Annotated in this window: 20 protein-coding genes; 8 read left to right on the forward strand and 12 right to left on the reverse strand. The window is 65.2% G+C overall.

What is annotated here, in order from left to right; all coding sequences use genetic code 11:
* Nucleotides 1–80: 80 nt before the first annotated feature.
* Entirely contained in the window at nucleotides 81–395 is a 315-nt protein-coding gene (locus JNG39_RS05980) for a hypothetical protein (protein WP_368310243.1), read from the reverse strand.
* 396 nt (nucleotides 396–791) lie between these two features.
* On the opposite strand from JNG39_RS05980, the gene JNG39_RS05985 reads away from it, so the two are divergent.
* Nucleotides 792–2,234: an undecaprenyl-phosphate glucose phosphotransferase gene (locus JNG39_RS05985; protein ID WP_368310244.1), complete on the forward strand. Its 1,443-nt coding sequence runs from the start codon at nucleotides 792–794 to the stop codon at nucleotides 2,232–2,234.
* Nucleotides 2,235–2,249: 15 nt separating this feature from the next.
* Nucleotides 2,250–3,227, forward strand: coding sequence for a UDP-glucose 4-epimerase GalE (gene galE / locus JNG39_RS05990; protein WP_368310245.1), 978 nt, complete (start codon nucleotides 2,250–2,252; stop codon nucleotides 3,225–3,227).
* A 279-nt stretch (nucleotides 3,228–3,506) separates the two neighbouring features.
* On the opposite strand, the gene JNG39_RS05995 is transcribed toward galE, so the two are convergent.
* The 9 genes from JNG39_RS05995 to JNG39_RS06035 are packed head-to-tail and all read right to left on the reverse strand — an operon-like array spanning nucleotide 3,507 to nucleotide 14,494.
* Nucleotides 3,507–4,946, reverse strand: a complete 1,440-nt coding sequence (locus JNG39_RS05995) for a right-handed parallel beta-helix repeat-containing protein (RefSeq protein WP_368310246.1) — start codon at nucleotides 4,944–4,946, stop codon at nucleotides 3,507–3,509.
* Nucleotides 4,947–4,958: 12 nt separating this feature from the next.
* A complete protein-coding gene (locus JNG39_RS06000) occupies nucleotides 4,959–5,780 on the reverse strand; it encodes a glycosyltransferase family 2 protein (protein ID WP_368310247.1) in 822 nt (273 codons plus the stop codon).
* On the reverse strand, nucleotides 5,777–6,280 hold the full coding sequence (locus tag JNG39_RS06005; RefSeq protein WP_247375034.1) for a serine O-acetyltransferase: 504 nt from the start codon (nucleotides 6,278–6,280) through the stop codon (nucleotides 5,777–5,779). Before JNG39_RS06005 ends, JNG39_RS06000 begins: the two co-directional genes overlap by 4 nt.
* On the reverse strand, nucleotides 6,273–7,499 hold the full coding sequence (locus JNG39_RS06010) for an O-antigen ligase family protein (protein WP_368310248.1): 1,227 nt from the start codon (nucleotides 7,497–7,499) through the stop codon (nucleotides 6,273–6,275). Before JNG39_RS06010 ends, JNG39_RS06005 begins: the two co-directional genes overlap by 8 nt.
* Nucleotides 7,499–8,371 (reverse strand): glycosyltransferase family 2 protein, encoded by an 873-nt coding sequence (locus tag JNG39_RS06015; RefSeq protein WP_368310249.1) that lies wholly within the window; start codon nucleotides 8,369–8,371, stop codon nucleotides 7,499–7,501. The genes JNG39_RS06010 and JNG39_RS06015 overlap by 1 nt, the downstream gene beginning before the upstream one ends.
* Before the next feature lie 27 nt (nucleotides 8,372–8,398).
* Nucleotides 8,399–9,823, reverse strand: a complete 1,425-nt coding sequence (locus tag JNG39_RS06020; RefSeq protein ID WP_368310250.1) for a lipopolysaccharide biosynthesis protein — start codon at nucleotides 9,821–9,823, stop codon at nucleotides 8,399–8,401.
* Nucleotides 9,820–11,073 (reverse strand): glycosyltransferase, encoded by a 1,254-nt coding sequence (locus JNG39_RS06025; protein ID WP_368310251.1) that lies wholly within the window; start codon nucleotides 11,071–11,073, stop codon nucleotides 9,820–9,822. Before JNG39_RS06025 ends, JNG39_RS06020 begins: the two co-directional genes overlap by 4 nt.
* 2 nt (nucleotides 11,074–11,075) lie before the next feature.
* A complete protein-coding gene (gene wcaK, locus JNG39_RS06030) occupies nucleotides 11,076–12,308 on the reverse strand; it encodes a colanic acid biosynthesis pyruvyl transferase WcaK (RefSeq protein ID WP_368310252.1) in 1,233 nt (410 codons plus the stop codon).
* Nucleotides 12,305–14,494: a polysaccharide biosynthesis tyrosine autokinase gene (locus tag JNG39_RS06035; RefSeq protein WP_368310253.1), complete on the reverse strand. Its 2,190-nt coding sequence runs from the start codon at nucleotides 14,492–14,494 to the stop codon at nucleotides 12,305–12,307. The genes wcaK and JNG39_RS06035 overlap by 4 nt, the downstream gene beginning before the upstream one ends.
* 537 nt (nucleotides 14,495–15,031) lie before the next feature.
* On the opposite strand from JNG39_RS06035, the gene JNG39_RS06040 reads away from it, so the two are divergent.
* The 5 genes from JNG39_RS06040 (at nucleotide 15,032) to JNG39_RS06060 (ending at nucleotide 21,989) form a co-directional block, all read left to right on the forward strand.
* The gene (locus JNG39_RS06040) at nucleotides 15,032–15,475 is read left to right on the forward strand and encodes a DUF2231 domain-containing protein (protein WP_368310254.1); all 444 of its coding nucleotides are present in this window, start codon (nucleotides 15,032–15,034) and stop codon (nucleotides 15,473–15,475) included.
* Nucleotides 15,468–16,787, forward strand: a complete 1,320-nt coding sequence (locus JNG39_RS06045) for a sorbosone dehydrogenase family protein (protein ID WP_368310255.1) — start codon at nucleotides 15,468–15,470, stop codon at nucleotides 16,785–16,787. Before JNG39_RS06040 ends, JNG39_RS06045 begins: the two co-directional genes overlap by 8 nt.
* Before the next feature lie 184 nt (nucleotides 16,788–16,971).
* On the forward strand, nucleotides 16,972–17,400 hold the full coding sequence (locus JNG39_RS06050; RefSeq protein ID WP_368310256.1) for a response regulator: 429 nt from the start codon (nucleotides 16,972–16,974) through the stop codon (nucleotides 17,398–17,400).
* Nucleotides 17,397–18,410 (forward strand): chemotaxis protein CheB, encoded by a 1,014-nt coding sequence (locus JNG39_RS06055; RefSeq protein ID WP_368310257.1) that lies wholly within the window; start codon nucleotides 17,397–17,399, stop codon nucleotides 18,408–18,410. The genes JNG39_RS06050 and JNG39_RS06055 overlap by 4 nt, the downstream gene beginning before the upstream one ends.
* A 72-nt stretch (nucleotides 18,411–18,482) precedes the next feature.
* Complete coding sequence (locus tag JNG39_RS06060) at nucleotides 18,483–21,989, forward strand: CheR family methyltransferase (protein ID WP_368310258.1); 3,507 nt, start codon at nucleotides 18,483–18,485, stop codon at nucleotides 21,987–21,989.
* Nucleotides 21,990–22,115: 126 nt separating this feature from the next.
* Here JNG39_RS06060 and JNG39_RS06065 read toward each other — a convergent pair whose 3' ends face one another.
* Entirely contained in the window at nucleotides 22,116–22,667 is a 552-nt protein-coding gene (locus JNG39_RS06065) for a DUF4142 domain-containing protein (protein ID WP_368310259.1), read from the reverse strand.
* 129 nt (nucleotides 22,668–22,796) lie between these two features.
* Between JNG39_RS06065 and JNG39_RS06070 the strand changes: the two genes are divergently transcribed.
* Nucleotides 22,797–23,723 (forward strand): M14 family metallocarboxypeptidase, encoded by a 927-nt coding sequence (locus JNG39_RS06070; protein ID WP_368310260.1) that lies wholly within the window; start codon nucleotides 22,797–22,799, stop codon nucleotides 23,721–23,723.
* 1 nt (nucleotide 23,724) lies between these two features.
* Here the strand turns inward: JNG39_RS06070 and JNG39_RS06075 are convergent, their stop codons facing one another.
* Nucleotides 23,725–24,471, reverse strand: a complete 747-nt coding sequence (locus JNG39_RS06075; protein WP_368310261.1) for an alpha/beta hydrolase-fold protein — start codon at nucleotides 24,469–24,471, stop codon at nucleotides 23,725–23,727.

Here is a 24,471-nt window from a genome sequence, read left to right on the forward strand (position 1 = left end):
ATCGGCGCACTTGAACTCACATTTCGTTAACGTAACGAGGGCGATGGGGGACATCTAGACGTCCAAACGTCGATTCGGCTTCATCGCGTGCCGGACGTTCCGCCGGTGCCGCCGGTGCCGCCCGTGCCTCCGGTGCCACCCGTACCGCCCGTGCCGTCGTTGCCGGTACCGGACGTATCGTTCGCCGTAGCACCGGTCGCCGCGGCCATGGCGGCCGTGCCGGCACCGACGCGAGCGGGTGCCATGGCGCCTTTCGAGGCCTGTTTCGCCTCGTTCGGCGTAGCGATACGCGGAGCCTGCGACGGCGATGCGTCGTTCGTGGAGGCGCGACGGCTTTGGGCGAACGCGGGAACCGCTATCGCGAGAATCGTGCAGGCAAGCAACAGACGCTTCATCATCGTCTCCTTGAGCGATTGAGGTGGGTGACGCGCACGTCGTGCACATTCATGAACGCGTATCGCGGTACGCGACGCATGGGCCATTCACCGCCAACCATCGCCGACAATCAAGTCAATACGCTGAACGTCGCGTTCGCGAAACTCTTTCTGTGACACGACACGCAAATTTCTGCCTACCGGATTGCTGTGAACTTCGTGGCGATGCAGCATCGGTCACAGCTACTCGCAAGTGAGAACACCTTGCACCACCGAACCCGGCGTTCCTAGGGTCCGGTCTTACCGCGTGTTGTACCGGAGAGCGCCAGAAGGACGGGGTGCGCCGGTTCTACAGGGGGCACGTACCTTCCGGCGACCGTTTACCCGGCGGTCGCAGCGCAGCACAAGGTACTTGTCATGCAACTGACAAAAATCAACGCGTTACTGGACGTCGAGCTGCGCGCGATCGACCCGATGATCGCGGTCGCCGCCGCCCACATGGCCTATTTCATGCGCTTCGACACGGCGCCGATGAACAGCCTGTACACCGTGGCGCTGGTCATCCTCGTGCTTTTGACCCTGACCACCTCGGTGCTGTTCCGGGTCTACGAGCAGTCCGTGGTGGAGCGTCCCATCAGTCAATTTTTGCGCATCGCAGCATCGTGGTCGGTGGCCTTCGCGGGGCTTACGTTGCTCGGCTACCTGTTGAAGGCCAGCGAGCTCTATTCGCGCGGCTGGATGCTTCTCACGTTCGCCTTCGGTATCGCCCTGATGGCGATCTCGCGCATGGTGGCCGTATCCGTCGTGCGGCGACTTCGACGTCGCGGCGAAGGCCTCGCCACGTGCCTTCTCGTGGGTGCCACCGAATCGGGCATCCACATGGCCAACGAAGTCGAATCCAATGCCGCGCTGGGCATGAAGATCACCGCCTACGTGAAGACCCAATACGACTACGGGACGCTCGACGGCGTACCGCTGGCCGGCTCCTTGCTCGAGCTGGACGATATCCTCAAGCGCGGCGAATGGGACCAGGTACTCATCGCCTTGCCCATGACCGCGACGCGCGCGATCGACTATGTGCTGCACCGCATGGACCAGCACGTGATGGCGGTGAAGTTCGTGCCGGACATGCTCGGTCGCCAGCTCATCAACCACCGTACGGAAGACTGTGCCGGCGTGCCCGTGGTGACGCTTCGCGAAAGCCCGCTCAATGGTCGCGCATGGCTGCTCAAGGGCGTCGAAGACCGGATCATTGCCGCGGGCATCCTGTTGTTTATCCTGCCCATGATGCTGATCCTCGCCGTGGGCGTGAAGCTCTCCAGCCCGGGGCCCGTTCTCTATCGGCAGCGCCGCATCGGCCTGGATGGCAAGGAATTCGAGATGCTGAAATTCCGCTCGATGCCGGTCGACATGGAGAAAGGCGGGGCGGTGAAGTGGGGCGGTGCGCAGAACAAGACCACCACGCGCTTCGGCCGCTTCATCCGGCAGACAAGTCTCGACGAATTGCCGCAGTTCATCAACGTGCTGCGCGGTGACATGTCGATCGTCGGACCGCGTCCCGAGCGCCCGATGTTCGTGCAGCAGTTCAAGGGTGAAATCGCCGGGTACATGCACAAGCACCTGGTCAAGGCGGGCATCACCGGGTGGGCGCAGGTCAACGGCTGGCGTGGGGACACCGACCTCAACAAGCGCATCGAACACGACCTGTACTACATCAAGCATTGGTCGGTCGGATTCGATCTCTGGATCATCTTCCTGACGATCTTCAAGGGGTTCGTGCACAGCGAACGCGCCACCTCCGTGCGGACCGGCCTTGCCGCCATGACGATGGCCAATACGGCCGACGAAAAATCACGCTGACCGGGAATCGATCGCTTGAAGCTACTGATCTGTGGCGGCGCCGGCTACGTGGGGTCGCACATGGTGCGTTACCTCGTGGAACGGCGGCATGACGTGGTCGTTTACGACGATCTGTCGACGGGGCACCGGGCGTCCGTTCCGGACGAGGTGACTTTCGTTCACGGCGACATCGGCGACGCCGGAAAGCTCGGCCGGGTCTTCGCCGGGCATCGCTTCGACGCGGTGATGCATTTCTGTGCCCGCTCCCTGGTGGGTGAATCGGTGGTCGACCCTTACGTCTACTACCAGAACAACATCGGCAATACGCTGGTGCTGCTCGCGGCGATGAACCAGGCGGGCGTGGACAAACTGGTGTTTTCCTCGACGGCGGCCGTGTTCGGCCATCCCCATGGGGAAACCATCGACGAGTCGCATCCGACGGAGCCGATCAATCCGTATGGACAAAGCAAGCTGATGGTCGAGAAGGTGCTGGCCGATGCGGCTCGCGCCTATGGCCTGAGATCGGTCGCCCTGCGGTATTTCAACGCGGCGGGTGCCGATCCCTCGGCGACCATAGGCGAGGCGCACGATCCGGAAACGCATCTCATCCCCAACGTACTCAAGGCCGTGTTGGGGCAGGGCGGCGGATTGAAGGTATTCGGTACGGATTACGACACGCGCGACGGCACCTGCGTGCGTGATTACGTCCACGTGAACGACCTGGCGTCCGCCCACCTGTTGGCCATCGAGTACCTGGCGAAGCATGAAGGTGCCTTCCGCTTCAACCTGGGCAACGGCTCGGGATTCAGCGTGAAAGAGGTGATCGCGGCGGCGGAACGCGTGACCGGTCGTCCCGTGCCGCATGAGTTCGCGCCGCGGAGGCCGGGTGACCCCGCGACGCTGGTGGCCTCGAGCCATCAGGCACGTGAGAAGCTCGGCTGGAAACCCGCGGTGGATGTACTCGACGACATCCTGAGCAGCGCATGGCGTTGGCACCTGGAGCCCAGATACTAGGACGGGATGTCGTTCCTGCGCAGGCAGGAACCCAGCGCCTTGCATCGGGTTTTCGCGAGGACGTCAATTCGGCTCTTCGCTCGAACGGGCACCGAGGCCCTGGGCTCCTGCTTGCGCAGGAGCGACGGTGGTTTCTTCGAGTGGCTTATCTCACGTCGTTCCTGCGCAGGCAGGAACCCAGCGCCCTGCATCGGGTTTTCGCGAGGACGTCAATTCGGCTCTTCGCTCGAACGCGCACCGAGGCCCTGGGCTCCTGCTTGCGCAGGAGCGACGTGCGGGTCAGGCAAGCTTCGCGATGAGATCCAACGCATTCGGCACGGCCTTTCCATTGGCGAAGCATGCCTTCACCAACGCGTTCACCTGCGCCAGCGTGGGTCGCTTGTCCTTGAAACGTCCCGGCAACGCGTCCCCCGCGTGGAACTGGTTCTCCCCCAAACGTGTCTTCGTCGCCTTGGCCATGTCCACGCCGGGCGATCGCGGCGAGATCACGATGTTGTCGTGAATGGCGGTGTCGTCGGGCACGCCCTTCCAGCTCGTCGCCCGGAATACCGTCATCTCCGCTCCCGCCAACGGTTTCTCGGGAATGATGATGATGTTGTTGTAGATCTGGCTCCCGTCCACCGGTCCCGAAATGCGCAGCGATGACGTTCCCGTCTTGCGCAAGGCGTCGTTGATGCTCACGTTGTAGCGAACGATGGTGCCCGAGTTGCCGATCGAGCCGGCGCTCCTGCCGTCGTTGCAGACCAGCGCCATGCCGCCCGCGTTATCGTGGCTGTAGTTGTACTGGATGATCGTATGGCGGCAATGGAAGTCGGCGTCGTATGCCTGCCCATCCGCATAGGCCCGATGCCCGCTGACTTCGTTGTACTGGATGGTGGTGTCGTCGCAATCGAAGGGCCAGATGCCTGCCGCGGCCTCGCCCCGGGGCAGCTCGCCGCAGTCGCTTACGGTATTGCGTTCCACCAGCGCGCCGTCGCAGCCCTTGACGAGGATGCAGTCGCCCGGCACGCGACGAATGCGGTTGCCGCGCACTACCACGCCGCTGGCCAGCCCCGTCTTGCGGTTGCCGGCGGCGAGGAAGAGGATGCCGTCGCGTCCCGCGTCGTCGATCGTGTTGTCGACGATGGTCAGGCCGTCATGGCGCGAATTGCCCTTGGCTTCCACCAGAATGGCGCTGCCGCCGCCTGCTTTCTTGACGGGCGATCCGTTGACGTCGCGGACGGTCAGGCCTTGCAGCACGATGCCGTGCACGACGCCGGCGTCCTGGTGGAAGAGGTGCACACCGGTCCGGCGCGGCGCGGGCTGCGAGCCCCGGTTGGATACCGCGAGGTTCCGCACCGTCCAGTATTTGACGTTCTGCAATCGAATCGTCGAGGGGCTGTGGCCATCGGCATGCAGGTGCGGCGGGTCGCCTTGGCCGTAGGCGTCCACCGTGATCGGGGCACCGGCGCGGCCCGAACCCTTTGCCAGCAGGGCACCGGGGTAGTCCCCGCCACGCTTGAACAGGAGCCGGTCTCCCGGGGCGAAGGTCGTCCGGTTCACCCGGTCGAGGCTGCGCCAGGCCTGGGTCGCGCTCTTTCCGTCATGGGCGTCGTTGCCTGCGGTGCCGTCGACGTAATAGGTGGTACCTGCGCCCGTCGCATGCAGCGTGGCGAGGGGCAGGAGGGCCGTGAGTCCGGTGGCCCAGACCGAATGGCGCAGAAACGTCCTGCGATCCATGATCTTCCTCCGTCAGCGTCGTTCGCTGAGCGAATAGCGATAGACCCCGCCGTGTTTGCGCAGCATGTAGGCGAATCCGGCGAGGTGCTTGAGGGTGAGCCGGGAAAACTTGCGCGTGCGTCGCTTGTAGTCGTGCACCACGGAGATCTTCCGGCTGTAGTAATTACGCAGGCCCAGCTTGCGGGTGCGCACGCAGAACTCGGCGTCCTCCGGACCGAAGAAGATGCGATCGTCGTAGCCCATGAGCCGAGCGGCGACGTCCTTGGTGAAGGTCTGGTTCGCACCGAGCACGTAGTCGACTTCCATCGGGTCGGCGCTGTCGTCGAAACGCGTGTCCAGCATCAGGTGACGCTCCAGTTCACGCCGGACGAAGCCGAGCATGCGGCTGGCCGGAATGCGCGCGGCGATGGGCTGGTAGAACCGGGGGAAGCGACGCGTGGAGTCCTGGCGCGTGCGATCGACGTTGAGCAGCTGGAATCCGACCACGCCGGCGTCAGGATGCGTACGAAAGAACTCGTCCACGATCGCGCCGGGGTCGGCCGTAAGGAAGATCGTGTCGTTGTCCAGCGTCATGCAGTACTTGCCGCGGGCGAGGAAGAGCCCGCGATTGCGGGCCGGGCCCACGCCATGGTTGTGCTCGAGGGGAAAATACTGGATACGCGGCAACGTGGCGACGAACTCGGCGCTGCCGTCGCGCGAGCCATTGTCCACGACGATCACTTCGTCGCGTTCGAAATCCACCTTGTCCATCAGCGACAGAAGGCAGCGCTCCAGGTTGTCCCGTTCGTTCCAGGTGATGATGATGATCGACAGGCGCACGTCGGCTTCGCTCATGGCGATGCTCCTAGGGGGGATTGGGCAGGGCTCTGGGCGCGTTCGCGCATCGACGAAGGCGTGATGACCTCGTTGGCCTTCACCACGAAGCCGTCGGGAATGACCACGGGGCCGAAGATGCAGGCACCGGTGCCGATGGTGACGTTGTCGCCGATGACCGGCGTGCCGTCGCCGGGCCAGCGGTTGCCGATGCATACCCGCGCGTAGAGGGTGCAGTTTGCCCCGAGGGTGCTCTTGCCGTTCACGATGATCCCGAACGCGTGGTAGATCACCAGGCCCGGACCAATGGTCGCCGTGGTCGGCAGGTAGCACTTGAAGACGAACTCGGCCACTTTCTCCAGCACCCGGAAGGGCGCATGGAACGGCGTGCCGCGCGCGGTGGCGAGCAGGCGATAGGTGAGGATCACCCAGAACGACTGGTCGAGCATCCACCATGCCATGCCGCGAAAGCCGGGCAAGGACTTCAGTCGCTTCACGTCGGCGCGAAAATCGTCAAGCATGGGCGGTATCCGGACGACCGAGGGGGGAGCGGCTCTTCAACCAAGCGTTGCGCTCGCGCGTACGCGCATCCGTCTCGACCCGCAGGCGGGCGAGGCGCTTGTCGCGCTGGGCGTAGAACATGCCCACGAAGAACCAGAAGTAGGCCTCGTAACCGCTGAACTCGATGAACGCCAGCATCAGGTAGCAGAGCAGGAACGCCTTGACGTTGTCCTGCTGGCCTTCGGTGCGGGAAAAGAGGATGTGCGCGGCCAGCGCCAGGAAGAGGATCAGCGACTGCACGCCGCCCTCGAGGAGGAACTGGAGGTAGATGTCGTGGACGTTGTTCTCGACGAACTCGAGGCCGGAGATCTGCTCCATCACCGGAACGCCGTTGCCCACGCCATAGCCCATCAGGTTATGTTCCAGTGCGGTACCCGCGCTGTTCCACAAGGCGAGGCGGCCGACGTTCTTTTGCTCCAGCTGCGTTTCGGCCTGGAGGTTGAATCGGTCGATCACGGGGATGTCGATCACGGAGGACAGCACCAGGCCCACCACCAGCACCACCGCCGCCACGCCGATGAAGCTGTAGAAGTAATAGTGGCGCGTCTTGCGCATGCGGTAGGCGGCGATGCCGATCGATACGGCGGTGCCCAGCAGACCCGAGCGGGACAGCATCATGCCGCTGGTGAGCAGGGCGATGCCGGCGGCGATGGGGTAGACGCGCGTGCCGATGAGGAGGATCGACAGCATGGCCAGCAGGCTCGCCTCGATGTTGCGGCCGCCCGTGGACATGTAGAGGACGCTGGAGGTGGTCTCGCTTCGCGTATAGATGGCGCCGAGCTGGCCTGCGTATACCGCGTCGCGCAGCAGGATGAAAGCAAGGCAGCATCCGAGTGTCCAGATGAAGATCTTGCGCAGGTCCAGGTCGTCGAGCTTGCGGCCGAAGACCGTGCCGAGGAAGTAGGAAGCCGCCACGAACACGATCAGGGTCGAGCGCAGCCCACCGCCGTACGACGCGGACGCCGCCAGCGAGGTGCCCATCATGGTCGCGATGAAGGCCGTGGCAGGGTTCACCTTGAGATAGCGCATGGCGGGCAGGTAAATCACCGGCATCAGGAGCAGCAGCAGGTGATAGACGTTCACGTGCGACTTGCTCTCGGCACTGTGCGTGAGCGGAATCTGCACGAAGATCATCGCGATCAGCAACACCGCCGCGGCCCGGGTCTTTCGGATGACCATCAGCCCAGCGCCACACCGAAGAACTTGTGGATGAGCACCTTCACGGTCGACTTGTAGCCGCCCAGCGAGACGTTGCGGGCGATGTCGGCCAGGGGAGGGCGCTCGCGGTTCATCACGTACTGGATGTTGCGATGGTTGCGCAGCTGGTCGGCGTTCATCAGGCGCGCGTGCTTGGCGATGAAACGCTCGCTCCCTTCGGCCCGGCGGCTGGAATTGCGGATGCGCGCGCGAGAACGATCGTCGTCGACGAACGACAACAACGCCTTGGAGCGCACGGCGGGACCGTAGCGGTCCATCATCCGGATCCACATGTCGTAGTCCTGCCAGGACGGCATGGCCTCGTCGAAGCCGCCCAGCTCGCGCATGCGCGACAGCTCGGTCAGCACCTGGTTGCCCGCGAGGTTGGCGTAGAGCATCGAACCGAGGTCGATCGGATCGACGCGGTGGAGCTCGGCGTCGCCGAACGCGCGGCCGGCGATGCCGGCGATCTGGTCCATCGACTGGAAATAACGGAAGCGGCTACAGGCGAACGACGGCGAATGCCTGCGATAGAGGTCCACGAGGCATTGCACGCGCTGGGGATGGAACAGGTCGTCGTCGTCCAGGCCCGTGACATAGGTGCCTGTCGCCTGTTCGATGCATCGGTTCCGTGCCCGGCAGGCGCCCTGGGGGGTATGGTTGCGCAGGTAGGTAAAGCGGTCCGGGTGGGTACGGGCGTAGCTTTCGATCAGCTCGGGCGTGTCGTCGGTCGAGGCTTCGTCGCACACCAGGATCTCGATGTGCGGGTACGTCTGCGCGAGCACGGAATCGATCGCGCGCCTGAGCAGCGCGGACCGGTTGCGGGTGGGGATGTATACGCTTACCAGCGCCATGGGTTCGCTCCACATAAGCTCGTCATGTCAGGCTCCCACCGGGTGCGCGTGCCGCGCGAGCAGGGCGTGCCGATGTCGCCAGATCACCCAGCACAGGGGCGGCGTCGCCAACACCAGGCGAAGCGCGCACGCCTTCCAGTCGTTGGCCGGATACAGCGCGACGGCCAGCATGAGAAAGGCATAGGGGACCAGGCTCTCGACCGTCCACGAGCCGAAGAACTCGCGTGGCGTGAGCCGGATGATCTTCGAGGAGAAGAAGTAATAAGACAGCACGGTGGACAATACCTGGCTGATAGCGAGTGCCACCGCCATGATTTCCAGTGAGCGCGACATGGCGCCGAGCACGCTCACGGCCAGGGTGATGCCGCAGATTTTCAGGTTCCAGCCGAACTCGATGTCGGAGCGACCCAGGCTCTGGCTGAGCGCGCCGATCAACGAGCCGAGCGGGCGGAGCATGCCGAACAGCAACATCAGCGGAATCAGCGCCGCGACACCGGCGTAACGCTGTCCGTACAGCAGGGTGACCACCAGCGGCGTGGCCACGGCGAGCATGATGAACACGCAGGCGCTGAAGATCGATACGCCGCGCAGTCCCAGCAGGTAGATGCGGCGAAGCGCTTCCGGGTCGCCCTGCAGGGTCGCCAGGCGCGGAAGCGCAAGCCGCTGGGCCACCGGCATGATCAACTTGGTGGGCTGCAGCACGAGCTCCTTCGCGAGCGAATACACACCCAGCGAAGCCAGGCCGAGGAATTTGCCGAGGATGATCTGGTCGGCCTGGCTGCGCAGCTGGTTGATCACCTGCGAGCCGAGCTGGAAGGCGCCGTAGCGCAATGCTTCGCCGACGATGCCCCGGTCGTAGCGGCGTCCCGGATGCCAATCGCGCTCGGCGGCCATGAGGAAAAGGCCCAGGCGCACGAAGCTGTTCACGATCATCGCGTAGACTGCCGCCTCGATCGATGCGCCGAACACCAGCACCATGAGCAACAGGGTGGCCAGGCCCGACAGCCGGCCTACCACTTCGATACGTGCCAGACGCGGAATGCGAAACGCCTTGATGAGGCTGGCCTGATACTGCGCCGCGAGCCCGAGCAGCACGAAGTTGATCGTGGACAGGCGCAGGAGGCCACCGAGCACGTCGGAACCGTAGAAGGCGGCGACGGCATAGGAGGCGCCGAACAACACCGCCGCCGACAACAGCCCCAGTCCGGCGCTGATCATGAACAGCGAGGTGCGCCCGGCCCGGTCGATGTCCTGGCGATGGATGAGGTAGCTGCTGAGGCCCATGTCCTGCAACAGCGTCGCGATGGCGTTCACCACGTTGACGATGGCCAGGGCGCCCAGCAAATGGGCGTCCACGTGATGCGCGAGCACCGCGATCTGCAACAGCTGGCTCGCCGCGCTCACCACGGTCGACCCGGCGGTCCACAGGGCGTCGCGACGGACGGAGGTCATCGCGTGCGCTCCGGACGGGTCAGCTGCGCCGCGAGCTGGTCGTGCAGCCGGCGCTGGTTGAAACGGGCGTCGACGGTGTCACGGGCACGCCGTGCGATCGCCGCCAGGTCGAAGTCGCCTCGCTGGATCCGCGCGAGCGTCTCGGCCAATGCCACGGCATCGCGCTCGGGCACGAGCCAGCCCGACCGGCCGTCCTCGATGAGTTCGGGGATGCCGCTGTGAAGGGTCGACAGGCACGGCACACCGCTGGCCATGGCTTCCATCAGCGAGACGGGAATGCCTTCCTGGTCGCCGTCGGCGGCGGTCACGCTGGGCAGGGCGAACACGTCCGCTCCGCGCAGCGCGGCCTGGACATAAGCCTTGTCCTTGCGGCCGCTGATGCGGATCCGGCCTTCGAGGCCGCCGGCCGTCACGAACCGTTCGAGCGCACCCTGGAGCGGGCCGTCGCCGATCACCTCGAGTTGGACGGGAACGTGCCGGCGCGCCAGGCGAGCCACCGCCTCGCACAAGTAGATGACGCCTTTCTTCTCCACCAGTCGTGCTACGCAGACCACGCGCAGGACGCGATCGGCCGAGGGCTCCCGTGGGTCGGGCGGCAGGCGGAAACGGAAGCTTTCCAGGTCCACGCCCATGCGATGCACGCGGATCTTCTCCGGCGAACAGCCGAGCGATGCGAGCTTCACGCCCCAGCGGTCGCTGATCGGAAGCATGACGTCGCCGCTGCGGAACAGGCGCCGATAGTCGTCGGCGTGCCTTGCCAGCACGCCATGTTGCGACAGGTCGAAACCATGGAAGACGGTGTACAGCGGTCCCTCGATCAGGCCGAGCGAGCGCAGGTGCGATGCCACCACGCCCGTCGGGCCGAAATGCGCGATGATCGCGCGCGCCTTGAGAGGGGTCGTGAGACGCCTGGCCGCGCCGGCAAGCGCGAGGCTCTTCGCCGCGTGGCCATAGCGGCGGACCGATAGCGCTCGCCGCACGCGCGAGCGGCCCAGGGCGGGAAGCACGTGGCGCAGCCGTGCCAGGGCGATGCGCCATCCGGTCGACGCGCTCGCGGCCTGTTCGAAGACGAAGGTGGCGCGGTCCATCAGGCCGCGCTCGGACACGATGTCGCCAGGCGTGGGGGCCTGGCCACGGCTGACCGCGAGGATGCGCACGTCCATGCCCCGGTCGAGCAACCCGACGATCTGGTCGATTACGAAGGTTTCCGAGTATTTCGGAAATTCGGGCAGCACGAAGAGGACGTCCATGCTCATGCCCCGATGGCGAGGGTCGCCAGTACGGACTCGCGGGCGAAGGCTTTCTCCCTGGCCACGGCGGCCTGGATGCCCGGGCGCAGCGACGCGTCGCCGAGCAGCGTGAGCACCTTGGTGCGCAGGCTTCCGTCGAGCAGCGAACCTACCGGCATGGCGAGATCGTCGACACCCAGTCGCTTCATGATGCCGTCGGTCTTGTGCTCGTAGCTCAGCGCCACCGCCGGCGTGCCGAAGTTCATCGAGATGATGGCGCTATGCAGGCGCGTGGCGATGGTGAGCACGCAGGCACCGAAACGGCGGCCCAGCTCCACGTCGTTGAGTTCGTTCATTTCCACGAAGAGCGAGCCGGGGTGCCGCATGCGCGATCGCACGCGAAGGGCGATCATGCGATCGTCCTTGGGGTAACCGTCGATGGCCGTGCAGGTGGAGAATGCCGTTACCGCATAGCCCGCCTCGACCACCGCGTCGAGCAGTTCGGCGAAGGCGGTTTCGTACTGCGCCTGGGTGATGCCGAGCCGCTTGTCGAAGGGCGCCAGTTCACGGAACGTGACGGCCACCGTCGGCCGTTCCCGATCCACCGCCACCGGCTCGCCCGGATCGACCAGCCAGGCAGTGTCCGACGACCAGCGCACGCGGGTATCGGGGATGCCGCCTTCGGCCATGTGCTTCGCGCTCACTTCCTCACGCAGCGCAAGGGCATTCACGCGGGTCATGACGTCCTGCGACACCTTGCGGAAGAAGGCGTGCTCGAAGGGACCGACGCTGTGGCCGATCATGTAGATGGGCCTCCCGGCGAGCAGGGCGCAGATGGCATGGTCGTACTGCGTCGGGCCATAGAGATCGACGAAGAACGAGCCGCCCACCTGGATGACGAGGTCGTACTCCTGCAACGAAGCGATATGCTGGCGATGGCGTGCCGGCAGCCTCGTCCATCGCGTCCACCAGCGCTTTCGCAAGTGCGCATGCAGCAACCAGGGGACCAGCCGGCGCAGCAGGGTGGCACGCACCATGCCGAAGCGGCGCTTGCCGGCTTCGAGGTAGTAGGCGTTCAGGGTGTCCGGTAGCAGCTCACGCCCCAGCAACCACGCCGAGCTGGTGGGAAAGCGGCTGAGCGTGTCGATGCGGGCATCGGGGAGCCCGCCCTCCAGGCATTGCAGCAGGCCGCGAAGGATCGCACCGTCGCCGCGGTTGCCGCACGTATGGTTGCCGACGATGAGGATACGGGTCATGCCGGGTCCGCCTTGTACTTGTAGTAGGCGTAGGCGGAGTAGCCGGCGGTCCGACGTTCCACGGCGTTGAAGATGGCGCCTTTCAGTTCCACGCCGTTCTGCTCGAACCGCTGCTTGGCGATCGCCAGTTCGCGTGCCTTGTTGAGCCCGAAGCGGGCCACCAGGAGGCTGGTGCCCGCGTGGTGGCCGATGACCGCCGCGTCGGTAACCGCCAGGATGGGGGGCGTGTCGATGATCACCAATTGGTAGCCGACGCCCACCTCATCGATGAAGCGGCTGAAGTTCTCGTGCATCAGCAGTTCGGACGGGTTGGGCGGCACCCGGCCGCGGCTGATGAAATCGACGTTCTCCAGTGGGCCTTTCACCACGACCTCGGCGACGGTCGCGCTGCCGACGAGTACGTCGGACAGGCCCCGCTCGGGCTTGATGCCCAGGTGCTGGTGCAGGGTGCCGCGGCGCATGTCGCCATCGATCAGAAGCACGCGCTGGCCCGCCTGGGCGATGACGGCGGCGAGGTTGGCCGACACGAAGGTCTTGCCCGCGAACGGGCTGGAGCCGGTGATCATCAGGATGTTGTTCTTCGCCTCCAGCCGGGCGAAGTGCAGGCTCGTGCGCAGGCTACGGAAGGCTTCGACGGCAAGGTCGGCCGGGTCGGCGATGGCCAGGAGCGGGCCGCGTCCGCGCTGGCCGTGGCCGCCCTTCGGCGAGCGGGACGTCTGCCCGGGGCTGAGCGGCACCGACGCGTAGACGGGCAGGCCGAGGTCTTCGATCTGCGCGGGATCTTCGATGCCGCGGTTGAGGATCTGCCGCAGGAACACGAAGGCCAGCGCGATGAATCCGCCCAGCACCGTGGCGATCGCGACGATCAGCATCTTGCGCGGCTTCACCGGGTGGGTGGTATCCACGGCCGACGTGTCCACGACCCGCACGTTGCCGACGGTGCCGGCGCGAGCGATGTCCAGCTGCTGGGCCTGGTTGAGCAGGCTGGTGTACGTCGTGGTGCTCACCTGCACGTCGCGGCTGAGCTTGAGCAGTTCCTGCTGGGTATCGGGCAGGTCGCCCACCTGCTTCTGGAAGCTGTCCTTCTGCGCCTGCAACTGGGCCATCTGCTGTTGCAAGGCCTTGTATGCCGGGTGGTCGTGGGTGAAGCGGCGATCGATGTCGGCTTCCTGCATGTGCAGTTGCTGGATGTTGTTTTCGACCGCCACGATCTGGTCGAGCAAGCCCTTCGTCTGCATGCTGATGTCGACGGAGTGCGATTTGCTCTGGAAAACGCTCATCGCCGCCTGCGCGCGATCGAGTGCCTGGCGAACCTTGGGCAGCTGGTCCTTGACGAACTGCAGTTGACTGGCGGCCTCGGCGGAATTGCGTTCGACGTTCTGGCGAACGTAGGCCGTCGATATGTGCGCGAGCACCTCCCGGGCGAGATCGGGATCCTCGTTGTTGTAGGAGAGCCCGATGATGCCCGAGTCGTTGCCCTGTTCCAGGGCGATGATGTCGTTCTGCAGCTTGGTGATGGTGGTCAGGCGCGGCTGTTCGGTCACGTCGAAGCGGGTGCCGGGATTGGCCGCGAGCCGCCTCACCTGGAGGGTGACGCCGTGGCCGCTGGCCACTTCGCCCACGCTGCCGGTGAGCAACGGCTTGCCGTCGTCGTCGTAGAGGGAATAGCGCCCGCCCTCGGCCGCCCGCAACTCGAGCGTGTGGCCGAGCAGGTTATCGGGAAGTTCGAGCTTGAAGATGTCGAGCGCTTCGCCGCCCCATCCGTACCGGCTCAGTCCGAAGCGCGGCGGTGCGGGGTGCCCTGGCGAGTGTCCACGGGACAGGTAGTCGCCGACGAGCGGCATGCGTCGCGGTTCGGCATCGATGTTCAGCCGAAGATCGTCCACGGCCTGGCCGATGACGAGCCGGGAGGTAATGAGGGCGATTTCGGTGGTGGCCTGCGAGCCGGTGGTGCCCAGCGACTGCGTGAGATCGCTCAATCCCGGCAGCGACGGCGTCTTCTGCTCCACCTGAACGATCGCCGTGGCCTGATACACCGGCGTGGCCAGCAGCGTATAGAGCACGCCGACCGCGAAGAAGGTACCCGTGATGGCGACGATCAACCACTTGTGGTCGAGGAGCGTGCCGAATAGCGCATTGAGATCGAGGGTGTCGTCGTCGTGCACCTGATCATTCTTCGTCGTCATGCGTCGGCGGTTTTCCAAAGGTCGAATGGACGTCTATCCGTTTATACCGAAGCCTTGATGAATGACTCACAAAGCATTGTTTAATATCGAATTTCTCGTGTTGATCGAGAGCGCGCAGCCATCCGTGCGCATGCCGTCATGGCAGGCGCATGGCGCATCGGTCCGATGCGCGGTCGCAGCGTTCGCTAGGCGGACACCGGGGCTTCGTGGCGGTGGGAAGACCGCCTCGACCCGTTGCCGTTCGTGTGATCCACGATGTCCTTCGCCGGTGTCGACGGGTAACGTCATGTCGTGACGCACCGCGTCAATGAAGTCAGCTTAGACGCCTCTCCGATGGCGGCAAAGCGACGAAGGTCGTTTTTGCGACCTGTATCAAGTAACCGGCGCGGATGTGTCCGTCTCAAGGCGGAAATGTAAATTCCACGTTACGAAATAGCTGACGCGGCCATGCCTGTTCATACATCCTTTATACGGAGGCCGAACTACGTTACCGCGGCCGTTGCCGTTCCCGTCCACTTCGCACAGGGATCGAAGCCCATGAGTTACCGCATCGAATACCGCCGTTCCGTGGTGGCGCAAGCCGTTTATGGCTTGCTCAACCCCATTCCCTTCGGTTTCTTCGTCGCCGCGCTGGTGTTCGACATCCTCTACGCGAACACGGCGGAGCTGCTGTGGGGCAAGGGGGCCGCCTGGCTCATCACCATCGGCCTGCTTTTCGCGATCGTCCCGCGCGTGGTGAACCTCGTGCAGGTGTGGGTCACGTCGCGGCGTGCCGCGCTGGCGGCCGACCGGATCGACTTCGTGCTCAATCTGCTCGCCATCGTCGCGGCCGTCGTGAATGCCTTCATACACAGTCGCGATGCCTACGGCATCGTGCCAGCCAACGTCTGGCTATCGGCCTGCACGGTGCTCCTGATCTCGCTGGGCCACGTCATCATGGCCGTGCGGCAGGCTACCCCGGGAGAGCGCATCCATGGCTGATTCGTTTCGTCGTCGCGTCCTGGTCCTGGCATGTGTCGGTGTACTGGCCGCATGCAGCGAGAAGGCATCGTTCGAGCCCGCGCAACAGTCGGGCGACCAGCCCAGCCTGCCGGCCCCCCGCCATTTCCTTCTGCCGCCGATGCAGGTACCGGACAAGGCGGGCTGGGCGCCCGGTCAGGCGCCGAAAGTCGCACCGGGACTGAAGATCGAAGCCATCGCCCGTGGGCTGATGCACCCGCGCCAACTGCTGACCCTTCCCAACGGCGACGTCCTCGTCGTGGAATCCAACAGCCCGGGCACCGAGCCGGTGACCACGCCCAAGCAGCTCATCGCCGGCATGGTGAAGAACCAGTCCGGGAAGGGCGGCAAAGGCGGCAACCGGATCACGTTGCTGCGCAGGAGGGGCGACGCTGGCGGCGAGTGGGAGAAGCACGTCTTCATCGAGCATCTGAATTCGCCGTTCGGCGTGCAGTTGATCGGCGATGCGCTGTATGTCGCCAACACCGACGGCATCGTCAAGTTTCCCTACACGGCCGGCCAGACGCACATCGACGCGCCGCCGGCCGACTTCGCCGATCTTCCCAATACGATCAACCATCACTGGACCAAGGCCCTGCTGGCCAGCCCCGATGGCAGCAAGCTCTACGTCGGCGTGGGGTCCAACAGCAACATCACGGAAAACGGCCTGGCCGTCGAGTACCGTCGCGCCGACGTGCTCGAAGTCGACGTTGCCACGGGAGCCAGTCGCATCTATGCGGCGGGTATTCGCAATCCCACGGGGCTGCAATGGGAACCGACCACCGGCAAACTCTGGGCGATCGCGAACGAACGTGACGAGATCGGCGCCGATCTCGTGCCCGATTACATGACCTCGGTCCAGGACGGTGGTTTCTACGGTTGGCCTTACAGCTATTTCGGCCAGCACGTGGACAGCCGTGTCATGCCGCAACGGCCCGACCTGGTGCGGAAGGCGATCAAGCCGGATTACGCCATCGGCTCGCACGTCGCCCCGCTGGGTTTCCTGATGACGCAGGCGAACGGGTTGCCGGAGAAGTATCACGACGGCGCGTTCATCAGTGAGCACGGCAGTTGGGACCGCACGCCCCTGAGCGGTTACGAGGTGGTGTTCGTCGCGTTTCGCGACGGCAAACCCGTGGGTAAACCGGAGACGGTCGTGAGCGGGTTCTATTCCGGCGACGAATCGACGTTGTACGGGGCGCCCGTGGGCATCGTGCAGGACGCGCAGGGCGCGTTGCTGGTGGCCGACGACGTGGGCGACACCGTATGGCGGGTAACGGCTGGAGGGCGTTGACGCGACCATCGGGATGTCACGCGGCGCATCGGCTCATCGGATCGCGACATAACTTCGACATTTGCGCGCGGGCGTTGTCCTAAGCTGAGGCGATGGAAGCCAAGGCATGCCCATGACATCCCCACGCCGTGTGCTCCCGCGCGACGACGACCCTCGGGGCCGTGATGAACGTCGTGGGTGATCGATGTCGCCTGCCGGCGCGGGCCTTTACCTCATGACCGGCCCACGGATCATGCTGGTGGAAGACGAATTCCTGATCGCGCACGTCGTCAGCGAATTGCTCGAGTCGGAGGGCATGACGGTGGTAGGCCCGTACGCCGCGATCCAGCCCGCCATGGCCATGCTCGATGGTGGGGAGCGGCCGGACGGCGCCATACTCGACGTGAACCTGGCCGAGCAACGGGTTTTCTCGCTCGCCGACCGCCTGATCGAATTACGCGTACCCATCGTCTTCACTACGGGATACGACGCATCCATCTTGCCCGAACGCTATGCCGGCATTCCTTGCCTGCAGAAGCCGGTTCGCATCGCCTTGGTGCTCGACGCGCTGGGGCTCACCGTGCCGCGTTCGGACGAGACGCGGCCATCCAGCCCTCGCGAGGGACAGCCATGAACGAGCCGGTTTTCCATCGCGATATCGTAGTCATCGGCGGATCGCTCGGTGCGCCCCAGGCGCTGCAGATACTGTTGGCGAAGCTGCCCGTCATGCCCGAGGCCGCCGTGTTCGTCGTGCTGCACATGCCACCGTACGGCGGCGGCATATCGGCGACGGTACGCATGGCGGCGGCCCATCATTCGGTGGTGGAGGCGCAACACGGCATGGACATCGAGCCGGGCCGCATCTACCTCGCGGTGCCTGACCGCCACTTGATGCTCGAGCGAGGCCGCATCGCCCTGGGTCGAGGTCCGCGCGAGAATCTGTCGAGGCCGTCGATCGATGCCTTGTTCCGGTCCGCCGCGATGCACTATGGGCCGCGGGTCATCGGCGTAGTGCTCTCGGGCATGTTGAACGATGGCAGCGCAGGCCTGCACGCGGTGCGACGTTGCGGTGGGGTGGCCCTCGTGCAGGACCCCGCCGATGCGCTGGCCGGCGACATGCCGACGAACGCCTTGCGGGCCGTCGAGGTCGATGCCTGCGCGCCGGCGTCGCAATTGCCCGAGCTGATCGTGCGGCGGGTCCGCGAGCCGGCGGGGCAGGGGCCGCCGATCCCGGACGACTTGCGCTTCGAGGTGGACGTGGCGATGGGAGGGCGATCCGATCCCGATCGCCTCGCGTCGGCCGCGGTGCCGTCGCCCGTGACCTGCCCGTCCTGTGGCGGCGTCATGTCCGAGATGAAGGGAGACGGCCCATTGCGCTATCGCTGCCAGGTGGGGCATGCGATGACGGCCGACGTGCTTGCCCGCGAGCAGGAAAGCGCCGTGGACGAAGCGTTGCGCGTGGCGCTGCGCATGGTCGAGGAGCGCGCCGAGCTGGTTGCCCGCATGGCGGCCGACGCGCTCCGTCATCAGCGGCTGGCCATCGCCGAAGGCTACCGCAAGCGCTCGGATGAATATCGGCGCCATGCCGAAACCATTCGAAGAGCGGTCCTCGCATCGATGGAGCGCGACGGAGGCGTCGCCTGACGGGAGTGAAACGTCGGCAGCGGTTCAGGCGTTATGCTAACGGGCGTCACCCCAGCATCATGCCAGGTCTTCATGAGCCAAACCCCATCTTCGGACGACGTCGCAAGCCCCGCGCTTCCCCTGGTCCTGGCCCTCGGTACGAGTGGGACCGACGAGGCGCTGCTCGCGAAACTCGTCGCGGCGCTGCCGGCATCGGACGAACTCGTGGTGGTGCTGGTGCCGCGCAACCGCATGGCATTCAACCTGCCGCGTTTCCGGCAATGGCTGGGCGAACGTGCCGACCGGCTCCATCCGATGGCGGACGACGAAGCGTTGCGCGGCGGCCGCTGTTACCTCGTCCCGCCGGACGTCCTCGCGACCCTGGACAACGGCAGGTTCCGTCTCGTGGACACCGGCGGTGTCATGGCGCGTGGAACGATCGATACGTTCTTCGTCTCCATGGCCAAGGAGATGCAGGGCCACGCCATCGGCACCGTGCTGGGCGACACCGGGGGCGAGGGCACGCTGGGCATCGTTGCCCTGAAGGAGGCCGGCGGCCTCACCCTCGCCGTCGTCGGCGATGACGCCGAGGAGGCGGAGCCGGCCCATTCGGGAAGCCCGGCGGCATTGGCCGACGAGATTCTCGATGTCGAGGCTTTTGCTCGACGCGTCGCGTCCTACGTGGCGCAGCGCAAACTGTCTCCCGGCAACGAAGACGATCCCGAGCGCCTGAACCAGGTTGCCGTGATCCTGCGCAACCACACGGGGCACGATTTCCATGGCTACAAGCGTGCCACCTTCGCGCGGCGCGTGGAGCGCCGCATGCAGGTGGTACAGGCGCCTACTGTGGCGGCTTACGTCGACGTGCTGAGGGCCCGGCCGGATGAGGCGCAGCAGCTCTTCAACGACCTGCTCATCGGCGTGACGCAGTTCTTCCGGGATACCCGTGAATTCGAATTCCTCGAGTCGAACGTGATTCCCAGGCTTTTCGAGGGAAAGAACCGCAGCGACACCCTGAGGATCTGGGTGCTCGGCTGCTCCACCGGCGAGGAAGCCTACTCGCTGGCGATCCTCCTGCGCGAATACGCCAGCACGCTCGACACGCCGCCACACGTCCAGATCTTTGCCAGCGACATCGACGGCCGCGGGCTCGCCGTGGCGCGCGTCGGTCGGTATCCCCCGTCGATCGCCGATGACGTGGGGCCCGAGCGCCTCGAGCGCTGGTTCACCAAAGAGGGCGAGACGTACTCGGTATCCAAGGAGCTTCGCGAGATGTGCGTGTTCTCCCAGCACAGCATCGTGAAGGACCCGCCATTCTCTCGACTGGATCTCATTTCCTGCCGTAATTTACTGATTTACCTGGATAACGAGCTGCAGGATCAGGTCATTCCCGTCTTTCATTTCGCCTTGAAGCCGGGCGGCCATCTGTTCCTGGGCAACTCGGAAAACGTATCGCGCCACACCCGCCTCTTCGCTCCCGTGGAGCGGAGCTATCGCATCTTCCATAAGGTGGATGCCGGTACGCGGCTGGCTGGCGAGCTTCGCGTGCCCGAGTCGTCTCCGCCGGCCCCTCCTTCGGTCGAGCTTCCACGCGCCCGTGTACCGAACATGGGTCTCATGCGGCTGGGCGAACGCATCGCCGAGCGCCATGCGCCGGCGTATGCCATCGTCGACATGAACCACGAGGTGCTGCATTTTTCCGCGCAGGCCGGGCGGTACATCCATCCGGGTGGCGGTACGCCCACGTTGAACCTGCTCAACCTCGTGCACCGCGACCTTCGGCTCGACCTGAGGGCGGCGCTCGGCCGCGCGGCCCTGGAAGATCGCACCGTCCGCCTCGACGGCCTCCCGATGACCGAAGGCGGTGAGCCCCAGCTTGTCGATCTCATCGTCGAACCGACATCCGCCACGTCGACGGGTGAGCGCGGCTTCGTGGTGCTGTTCAAGGAGGGCATGCCGGTCGTCGCCCCGACCGGGAACGCGGATTCGGGCGGTGCCCACGAAGAGCGCATCCAGGCGCTGGATGCCGAGCTCCGCATCACGCGCGAGCGCCTCCAGGCGATGATCGAGGAACTGGAAAGCGCCAACGAGGAACTGAAGGCTTCCAACGAGGAATACCAGTCGCTGAACGAGGAGCTGCAGAGTTCGAACGAGGAACTGGAAACCTCCAAGGAAGAGCTCCAGTCGGTGAACGAGGAAGTGACGACCGTCAACGGCGAACTGGCCCATCGCGTGCAGGAACTCGCCCACGCCAACAGCGACCTGAAAAACCTCCTGGAAAGTACCCGCATCGCCACGGTGTTCCTCGACAACGAGTTGCGCATCACCAACTTCACCCCGGCCGTCGCCGAGATCGTTCCGCTGGTGGAAACCGACATCCACCGACCGATCAGCCACATACGCCTCAAAGTGGCCTATGACGAGCTGCTCTACGATGTGCGCAAGGTGATCCGCACCCTGGTGACCGTGGACAGGGAAGTGGAAAACCCCGAAACCCAGGCGCGCTACATCGTTCGCGTTCTGCCGTATCGAAGCGTCGACAACTACATCGGCGGCGCCGTGGTGACGTTCCACGATGTCACTCCGCTGTCCCGTGCCGAACGCGCCCTGCGTGAAAGCGAACAGCGCCTTCGCACGCTCATGGAAGGCATCCCTCAGTTGGTCTGGCGCGCCGTGGACGGCGGGCAATGGACCTGGTCCAGTCCGCAGTGGTCCGCGTTCACCGGGCAGACGGCAGGGGAAAGCGTCGGGATGGGGTGGCTGGATGCGATCCATCCCGACGATCGCGAGGATACGGCACGTGCCTGGCGCGATACGGCTGATGCCGGGTTCATCAACATCGAGCACCGAATCCGTGCGAAGGACGGGGCCTATCGCTGGTTCCATACGCGCAGCCGGCCCGTGCACGACGAACGGCACCGCATCGTCGAGTGGCTCGGCACGTCCACCGACGTGGACGACCTGCGTACGCTGCAGGAAGAACAGCGGGTCATGGTCTCCGAGTTGCAGCACCGCACCCGCAACCTCATCTCGGTGGTGCAGTCGATCGCCTTGCAAACCACCCGGGAGGCCGAATCCGTCGATCTCTTCAGAACGCTGTTCGACGATCGCCTGGGCGCCCTGTCGCGCGTTCAAGGGGTGCTGTCGCAATCGGAAGCCGATCCGATCACCGTGGGTGACCTTATCTTGCTCGAGCTGGATGCATTGGCGAGTGGCGGGGGCCGGGAGCGGATCCGGTTGGAAGGGCCGGACGTACGCCTGCGTAAGTCCGCGGTGCAGACGCTGTCCCTCGCCTTGCACGAACTGGCCACCAATGCACGCAAATACGGCGCACTCGCCGCCGAAGACGGCCAGATTTCGGTGACTTGGCGGAAGACCACGGAAGACGGCGAGCAGCGACTCGTGCTGGAGTGGCTCGAGCGCGGCGTGTCACCGGATGCGTGGTCCGGCAACCTCGGCACCGGTTACGGTCGCACCCTGATCGAACACGCTTTGCCGTACACGCTGGGCGCGCGTACCGAATTTCACCTGGATGCGGACGGCCTGCGTTGCGTGGTCGACCTTCCGCTCGACCGTCGCGATTCGTCACCCGGGTCCTGACGACGAGTCGCGACGGAGTCCTTATCCGGCGCTGGCGGCTCCCCGAGATCGGGCCAGTGTCCTGAGGGGAGCGGGAGCGGCGCCGGCTCCCACGCCTTCGCCGCTCCTACGCCTGTCGTTGCGTCGTCACGGGGCGGCGTTTTCGGCCATTCCCTTGCCCGGCAGCTTCTTCGCCATCTCGAGATGATGCTTCAGCGTGGGCAGCGTTTGCGTCGCGAACGCCTTCAGGTCGCTGTCCTTGCCCTGCGTCGACTCCTTCTCGAACAAAGCCACCGCCTTCTGATGATCGGCGACCATCTTGGCGGCGAACGCTTGGTCGAAATCGGCAGATTTCATTTGCCCCAATCGTTCGATCGCTTTCGAGTCCGCCGCGGACGGGCTGCCGACCGATGCGCCTTTCTTTGCGGCGATGGCCGTGAGCTTCTCGTTCGCGGCGGTGTGATCGGTCACCATCTGGCGGCCGAACGACTGCACATCGCCCGACTTGCCTTGGGTGCTGCCCAACTTGCCCAGCGCAACCTCGGCCGCGCCCGACGCGCCGGCCATCTGGACGAATTGCGCATCGCCCTGAGCGAGCTGGGTGGATGCGGCGGTTTGCGCGCAGGCTGAGCCCGCGAGAAGCATGGCGCCGATACCGGAAAGGATGACTTGGCTCTTCATGGCGACCTCACGAATCATCAAAGGAATCCAGAGGGTGCGGTCGCTCGTGTCGCGGAAAGGTACCGGGCGTGGGACGGTATCTTCACGAGGGTGAAGATCGTTCGCGAGGACCGTAGAATGGTGTTTTTCCCGCAAGCGAAGCCCGTCATGAATCCATCCACGTTCGATCGCATCGGTACGCCCGGCCAACCCTGGGGAGACGCGGAGACGCGGCAATGGCGCTCACGGCAGGTCAAACATCGCGATTTCGCCAATGACGTGATCACGGCGGTCGATGCGCTGCGCGGGAGCTTCGACGTGGAGGAATACGGCGCGGTGTCATACGACGGCGTGCGTTATCCGTTCCTCGCGGTGCGCAGCCGCGCCTGGCGCGACGATCTCCCCGTCATGGTGGTCACCGGCGGCGTGCACGGCTACGAGACGAGCGGCGTACTCGGTGCGCTCCAATTCCTGACGCAACACGGTCACGACGACGACGGGCGCGCCAACCTGCTGGTGGTGCCTTGCGTCAGTCCCTGGGCCTACGAGCGCATCCATCGCTGGAATCCCGACGCCATCGATCCCAACCGTAACTTCCGTCCCGACAGCCCCGCCGCCGAATCGGCGGCACTGGTTCGCCTGCTTTCGCCACTGGCGGATCGCGTGCGGATGCATATCGACCTGCACGAGACCACCGACTCGGACGAAACCGAGTTCCGTCCCTCGCTCGCGGCGCGCGATGGCAAGGCGTACGAGCCGGGTGAAATCCCCGACGGTTTCTATCTCGTCGACGACACCGAGCATCCGCAGCCCGCGTTCCAGCAGGCCGTGATCGACGCGGTGTCCAAGGTCACCCATATCGCGCCGGCCGATGCGAACGGCATGATCATCGGTTCACCGGTGGTGGCCCCCGGTGTCATCCGGTATCCGCTGAAGCAGCTCGGACTCTGCGCGGGTATCACCCCGGCACGCTTCCGTACCACGACCGAGGTGTACCCGGACAGCCCTCGCACGACGCCTCAGGAGTGCAACGATGCGCAAGTGGCCGCCGTGCGAGCTGCCATCGCATACGCCCTGGCGCACCAGGGCGATTGAATCAATCGGCAGTCCGGTGCGCGGCGGCGAACACCTTCGCGGCCAGCGGCGTCCATGAGGTCCATTCGTGGATGCCCGGTCCGGTGACGACGTGCTCGCGCGGCACCGCCGGCGCGAGCAAGGGCATGTTGGGCGCGAACTTGTCGCGGTCGCCGTAGGCCAGCCACACGCGCGGGTCGCCGTCGGGCCGGGATGCCCAGGCCTTCGCCCGTCGCCATATCTGTACTTGCCAGTTGCCGGGACCGGGTGTGGCGGGCGCCGGCGCCGTCCAGCCTGCCAGCCCCCCGGCCGAGCGGATTTGCGCGAGCGTCGCATCCTCGCCGAGGAACGGCGCGAGCAAAACGATGCCGTCGGCCTCGTCGGGCCATGCCGTGTCGTAGAGCAGGGCGCCCATGCCGCCCAGCGAGGCACCGACGAGCCACACGTGGCGGTATCCCTTGCCCCTGGCGGACGACACGATATCGTGGAGCGCGGGAAGCATGCGGCTGTTCTTGTAATAGCCGATGGTCATTTCGACCAGCAGCACGTCGGCGTCGGGCCACGCGTCGTGAACCGCCGTGCCGATCCCTCCGGCCTCGAGCGAGGCGAGGTTGTCGGCAATGCCCGGAAGCACGATCACGAGGGTATGGGCCGGTGCCGTACCCGGCAACATTTTCATGGCCGGTGGCCGCGACGTGTCGCGTATCGGATAGCACCCCGTGAGCATCCCCAGGGCGATCAGCAGCGTCCAGCGAGACAGCGTAGGCAT

It is taken from the genome of Luteibacter sp. CQ10 (assembly GCF_040900725.1).
In the GTDB taxonomy this organism is placed as follows: domain Bacteria; phylum Pseudomonadota; class Gammaproteobacteria; order Xanthomonadales; family Rhodanobacteraceae; genus Luteibacter.

What these genes read in the sequence shown, in the direction of transcription:
- JNG39_RS05980 (WP_368310243.1), bottom strand. Translation starts at nt 395, where the DNA reads ATGAAGCGTCTGTTGCTTGCCTGCACGATTCTCGCGATAGCGGTTCCC.
- JNG39_RS05985 (WP_368310244.1), top strand. Translation starts at nt 792, where the DNA reads ATGCAACTGACAAAAATCAACGCGTTACTGGACGTCGAGCTGCGCGCG.
- JNG39_RS05995 (WP_368310246.1), bottom strand. Translation starts at nt 4,946, where the DNA reads ATGGATCGCAGGACGTTTCTGCGCCATTCGGTCTGGGCCACCGGACTC.
- JNG39_RS06000 (WP_368310247.1), bottom strand. Translation starts at nt 5,780, where the DNA reads ATGAGCGAAGCCGACGTGCGCCTGTCGATCATCATCATCACCTGGAAC.
- JNG39_RS06005 (WP_247375034.1), bottom strand. Translation starts at nt 6,280, where the DNA reads ATGCTTGACGATTTTCGCGCCGACGTGAAGCGACTGAAGTCCTTGCCC.
- JNG39_RS06010 (WP_368310248.1), bottom strand. Translation starts at nt 7,499, where the DNA reads ATGGTCATCCGAAAGACCCGGGCCGCGGCGGTGTTGCTGATCGCGATG.
- JNG39_RS06015 (WP_368310249.1), bottom strand. Translation starts at nt 8,371, where the DNA reads ATGGCGCTGGTAAGCGTATACATCCCCACCCGCAACCGGTCCGCGCTG.
- JNG39_RS06020 (WP_368310250.1), bottom strand. Translation starts at nt 9,823, where the DNA reads ATGACCTCCGTCCGTCGCGACGCCCTGTGGACCGCCGGGTCGACCGTG.
- JNG39_RS06025 (WP_368310251.1), bottom strand. Translation starts at nt 11,073, where the DNA reads ATGGACGTCCTCTTCGTGCTGCCCGAATTTCCGAAATACTCGGAAACC.
- wcaK (WP_368310252.1), bottom strand. Translation starts at nt 12,308, where the DNA reads ATGACCCGTATCCTCATCGTCGGCAACCATACGTGCGGCAACCGCGGC.
- JNG39_RS06035 (WP_368310253.1), bottom strand. Translation starts at nt 14,494, where the DNA reads ATGACGACGAAGAATGATCAGGTGCACGACGACGACACCCTCGATCTC.
- JNG39_RS06040 (WP_368310254.1), top strand. Translation starts at nt 15,032, where the DNA reads ATGAGTTACCGCATCGAATACCGCCGTTCCGTGGTGGCGCAAGCCGTT.
- JNG39_RS06045 (WP_368310255.1), top strand. Translation starts at nt 15,468, where the DNA reads ATGGCTGATTCGTTTCGTCGTCGCGTCCTGGTCCTGGCATGTGTCGGT.
- JNG39_RS06050 (WP_368310256.1), top strand. Translation starts at nt 16,972, where the DNA reads ATGTCGCCTGCCGGCGCGGGCCTTTACCTCATGACCGGCCCACGGATC.
- JNG39_RS06055 (WP_368310257.1), top strand. Translation starts at nt 17,397, where the DNA reads ATGAACGAGCCGGTTTTCCATCGCGATATCGTAGTCATCGGCGGATCG.
- JNG39_RS06060 (WP_368310258.1), top strand. Translation starts at nt 18,483, where the DNA reads ATGAGCCAAACCCCATCTTCGGACGACGTCGCAAGCCCCGCGCTTCCC.
- JNG39_RS06065 (WP_368310259.1), bottom strand. Translation starts at nt 22,667, where the DNA reads ATGATTCGTGAGGTCGCCATGAAGAGCCAAGTCATCCTTTCCGGTATC.
- JNG39_RS06070 (WP_368310260.1), top strand. Translation starts at nt 22,797, where the DNA reads ATGAATCCATCCACGTTCGATCGCATCGGTACGCCCGGCCAACCCTGG.
- JNG39_RS06075 (WP_368310261.1), bottom strand. Translation starts at nt 24,471, where the DNA reads ATGCCTACGCTGTCTCGCTGGACGCTGCTGATCGCCCTGGGGATGCTC.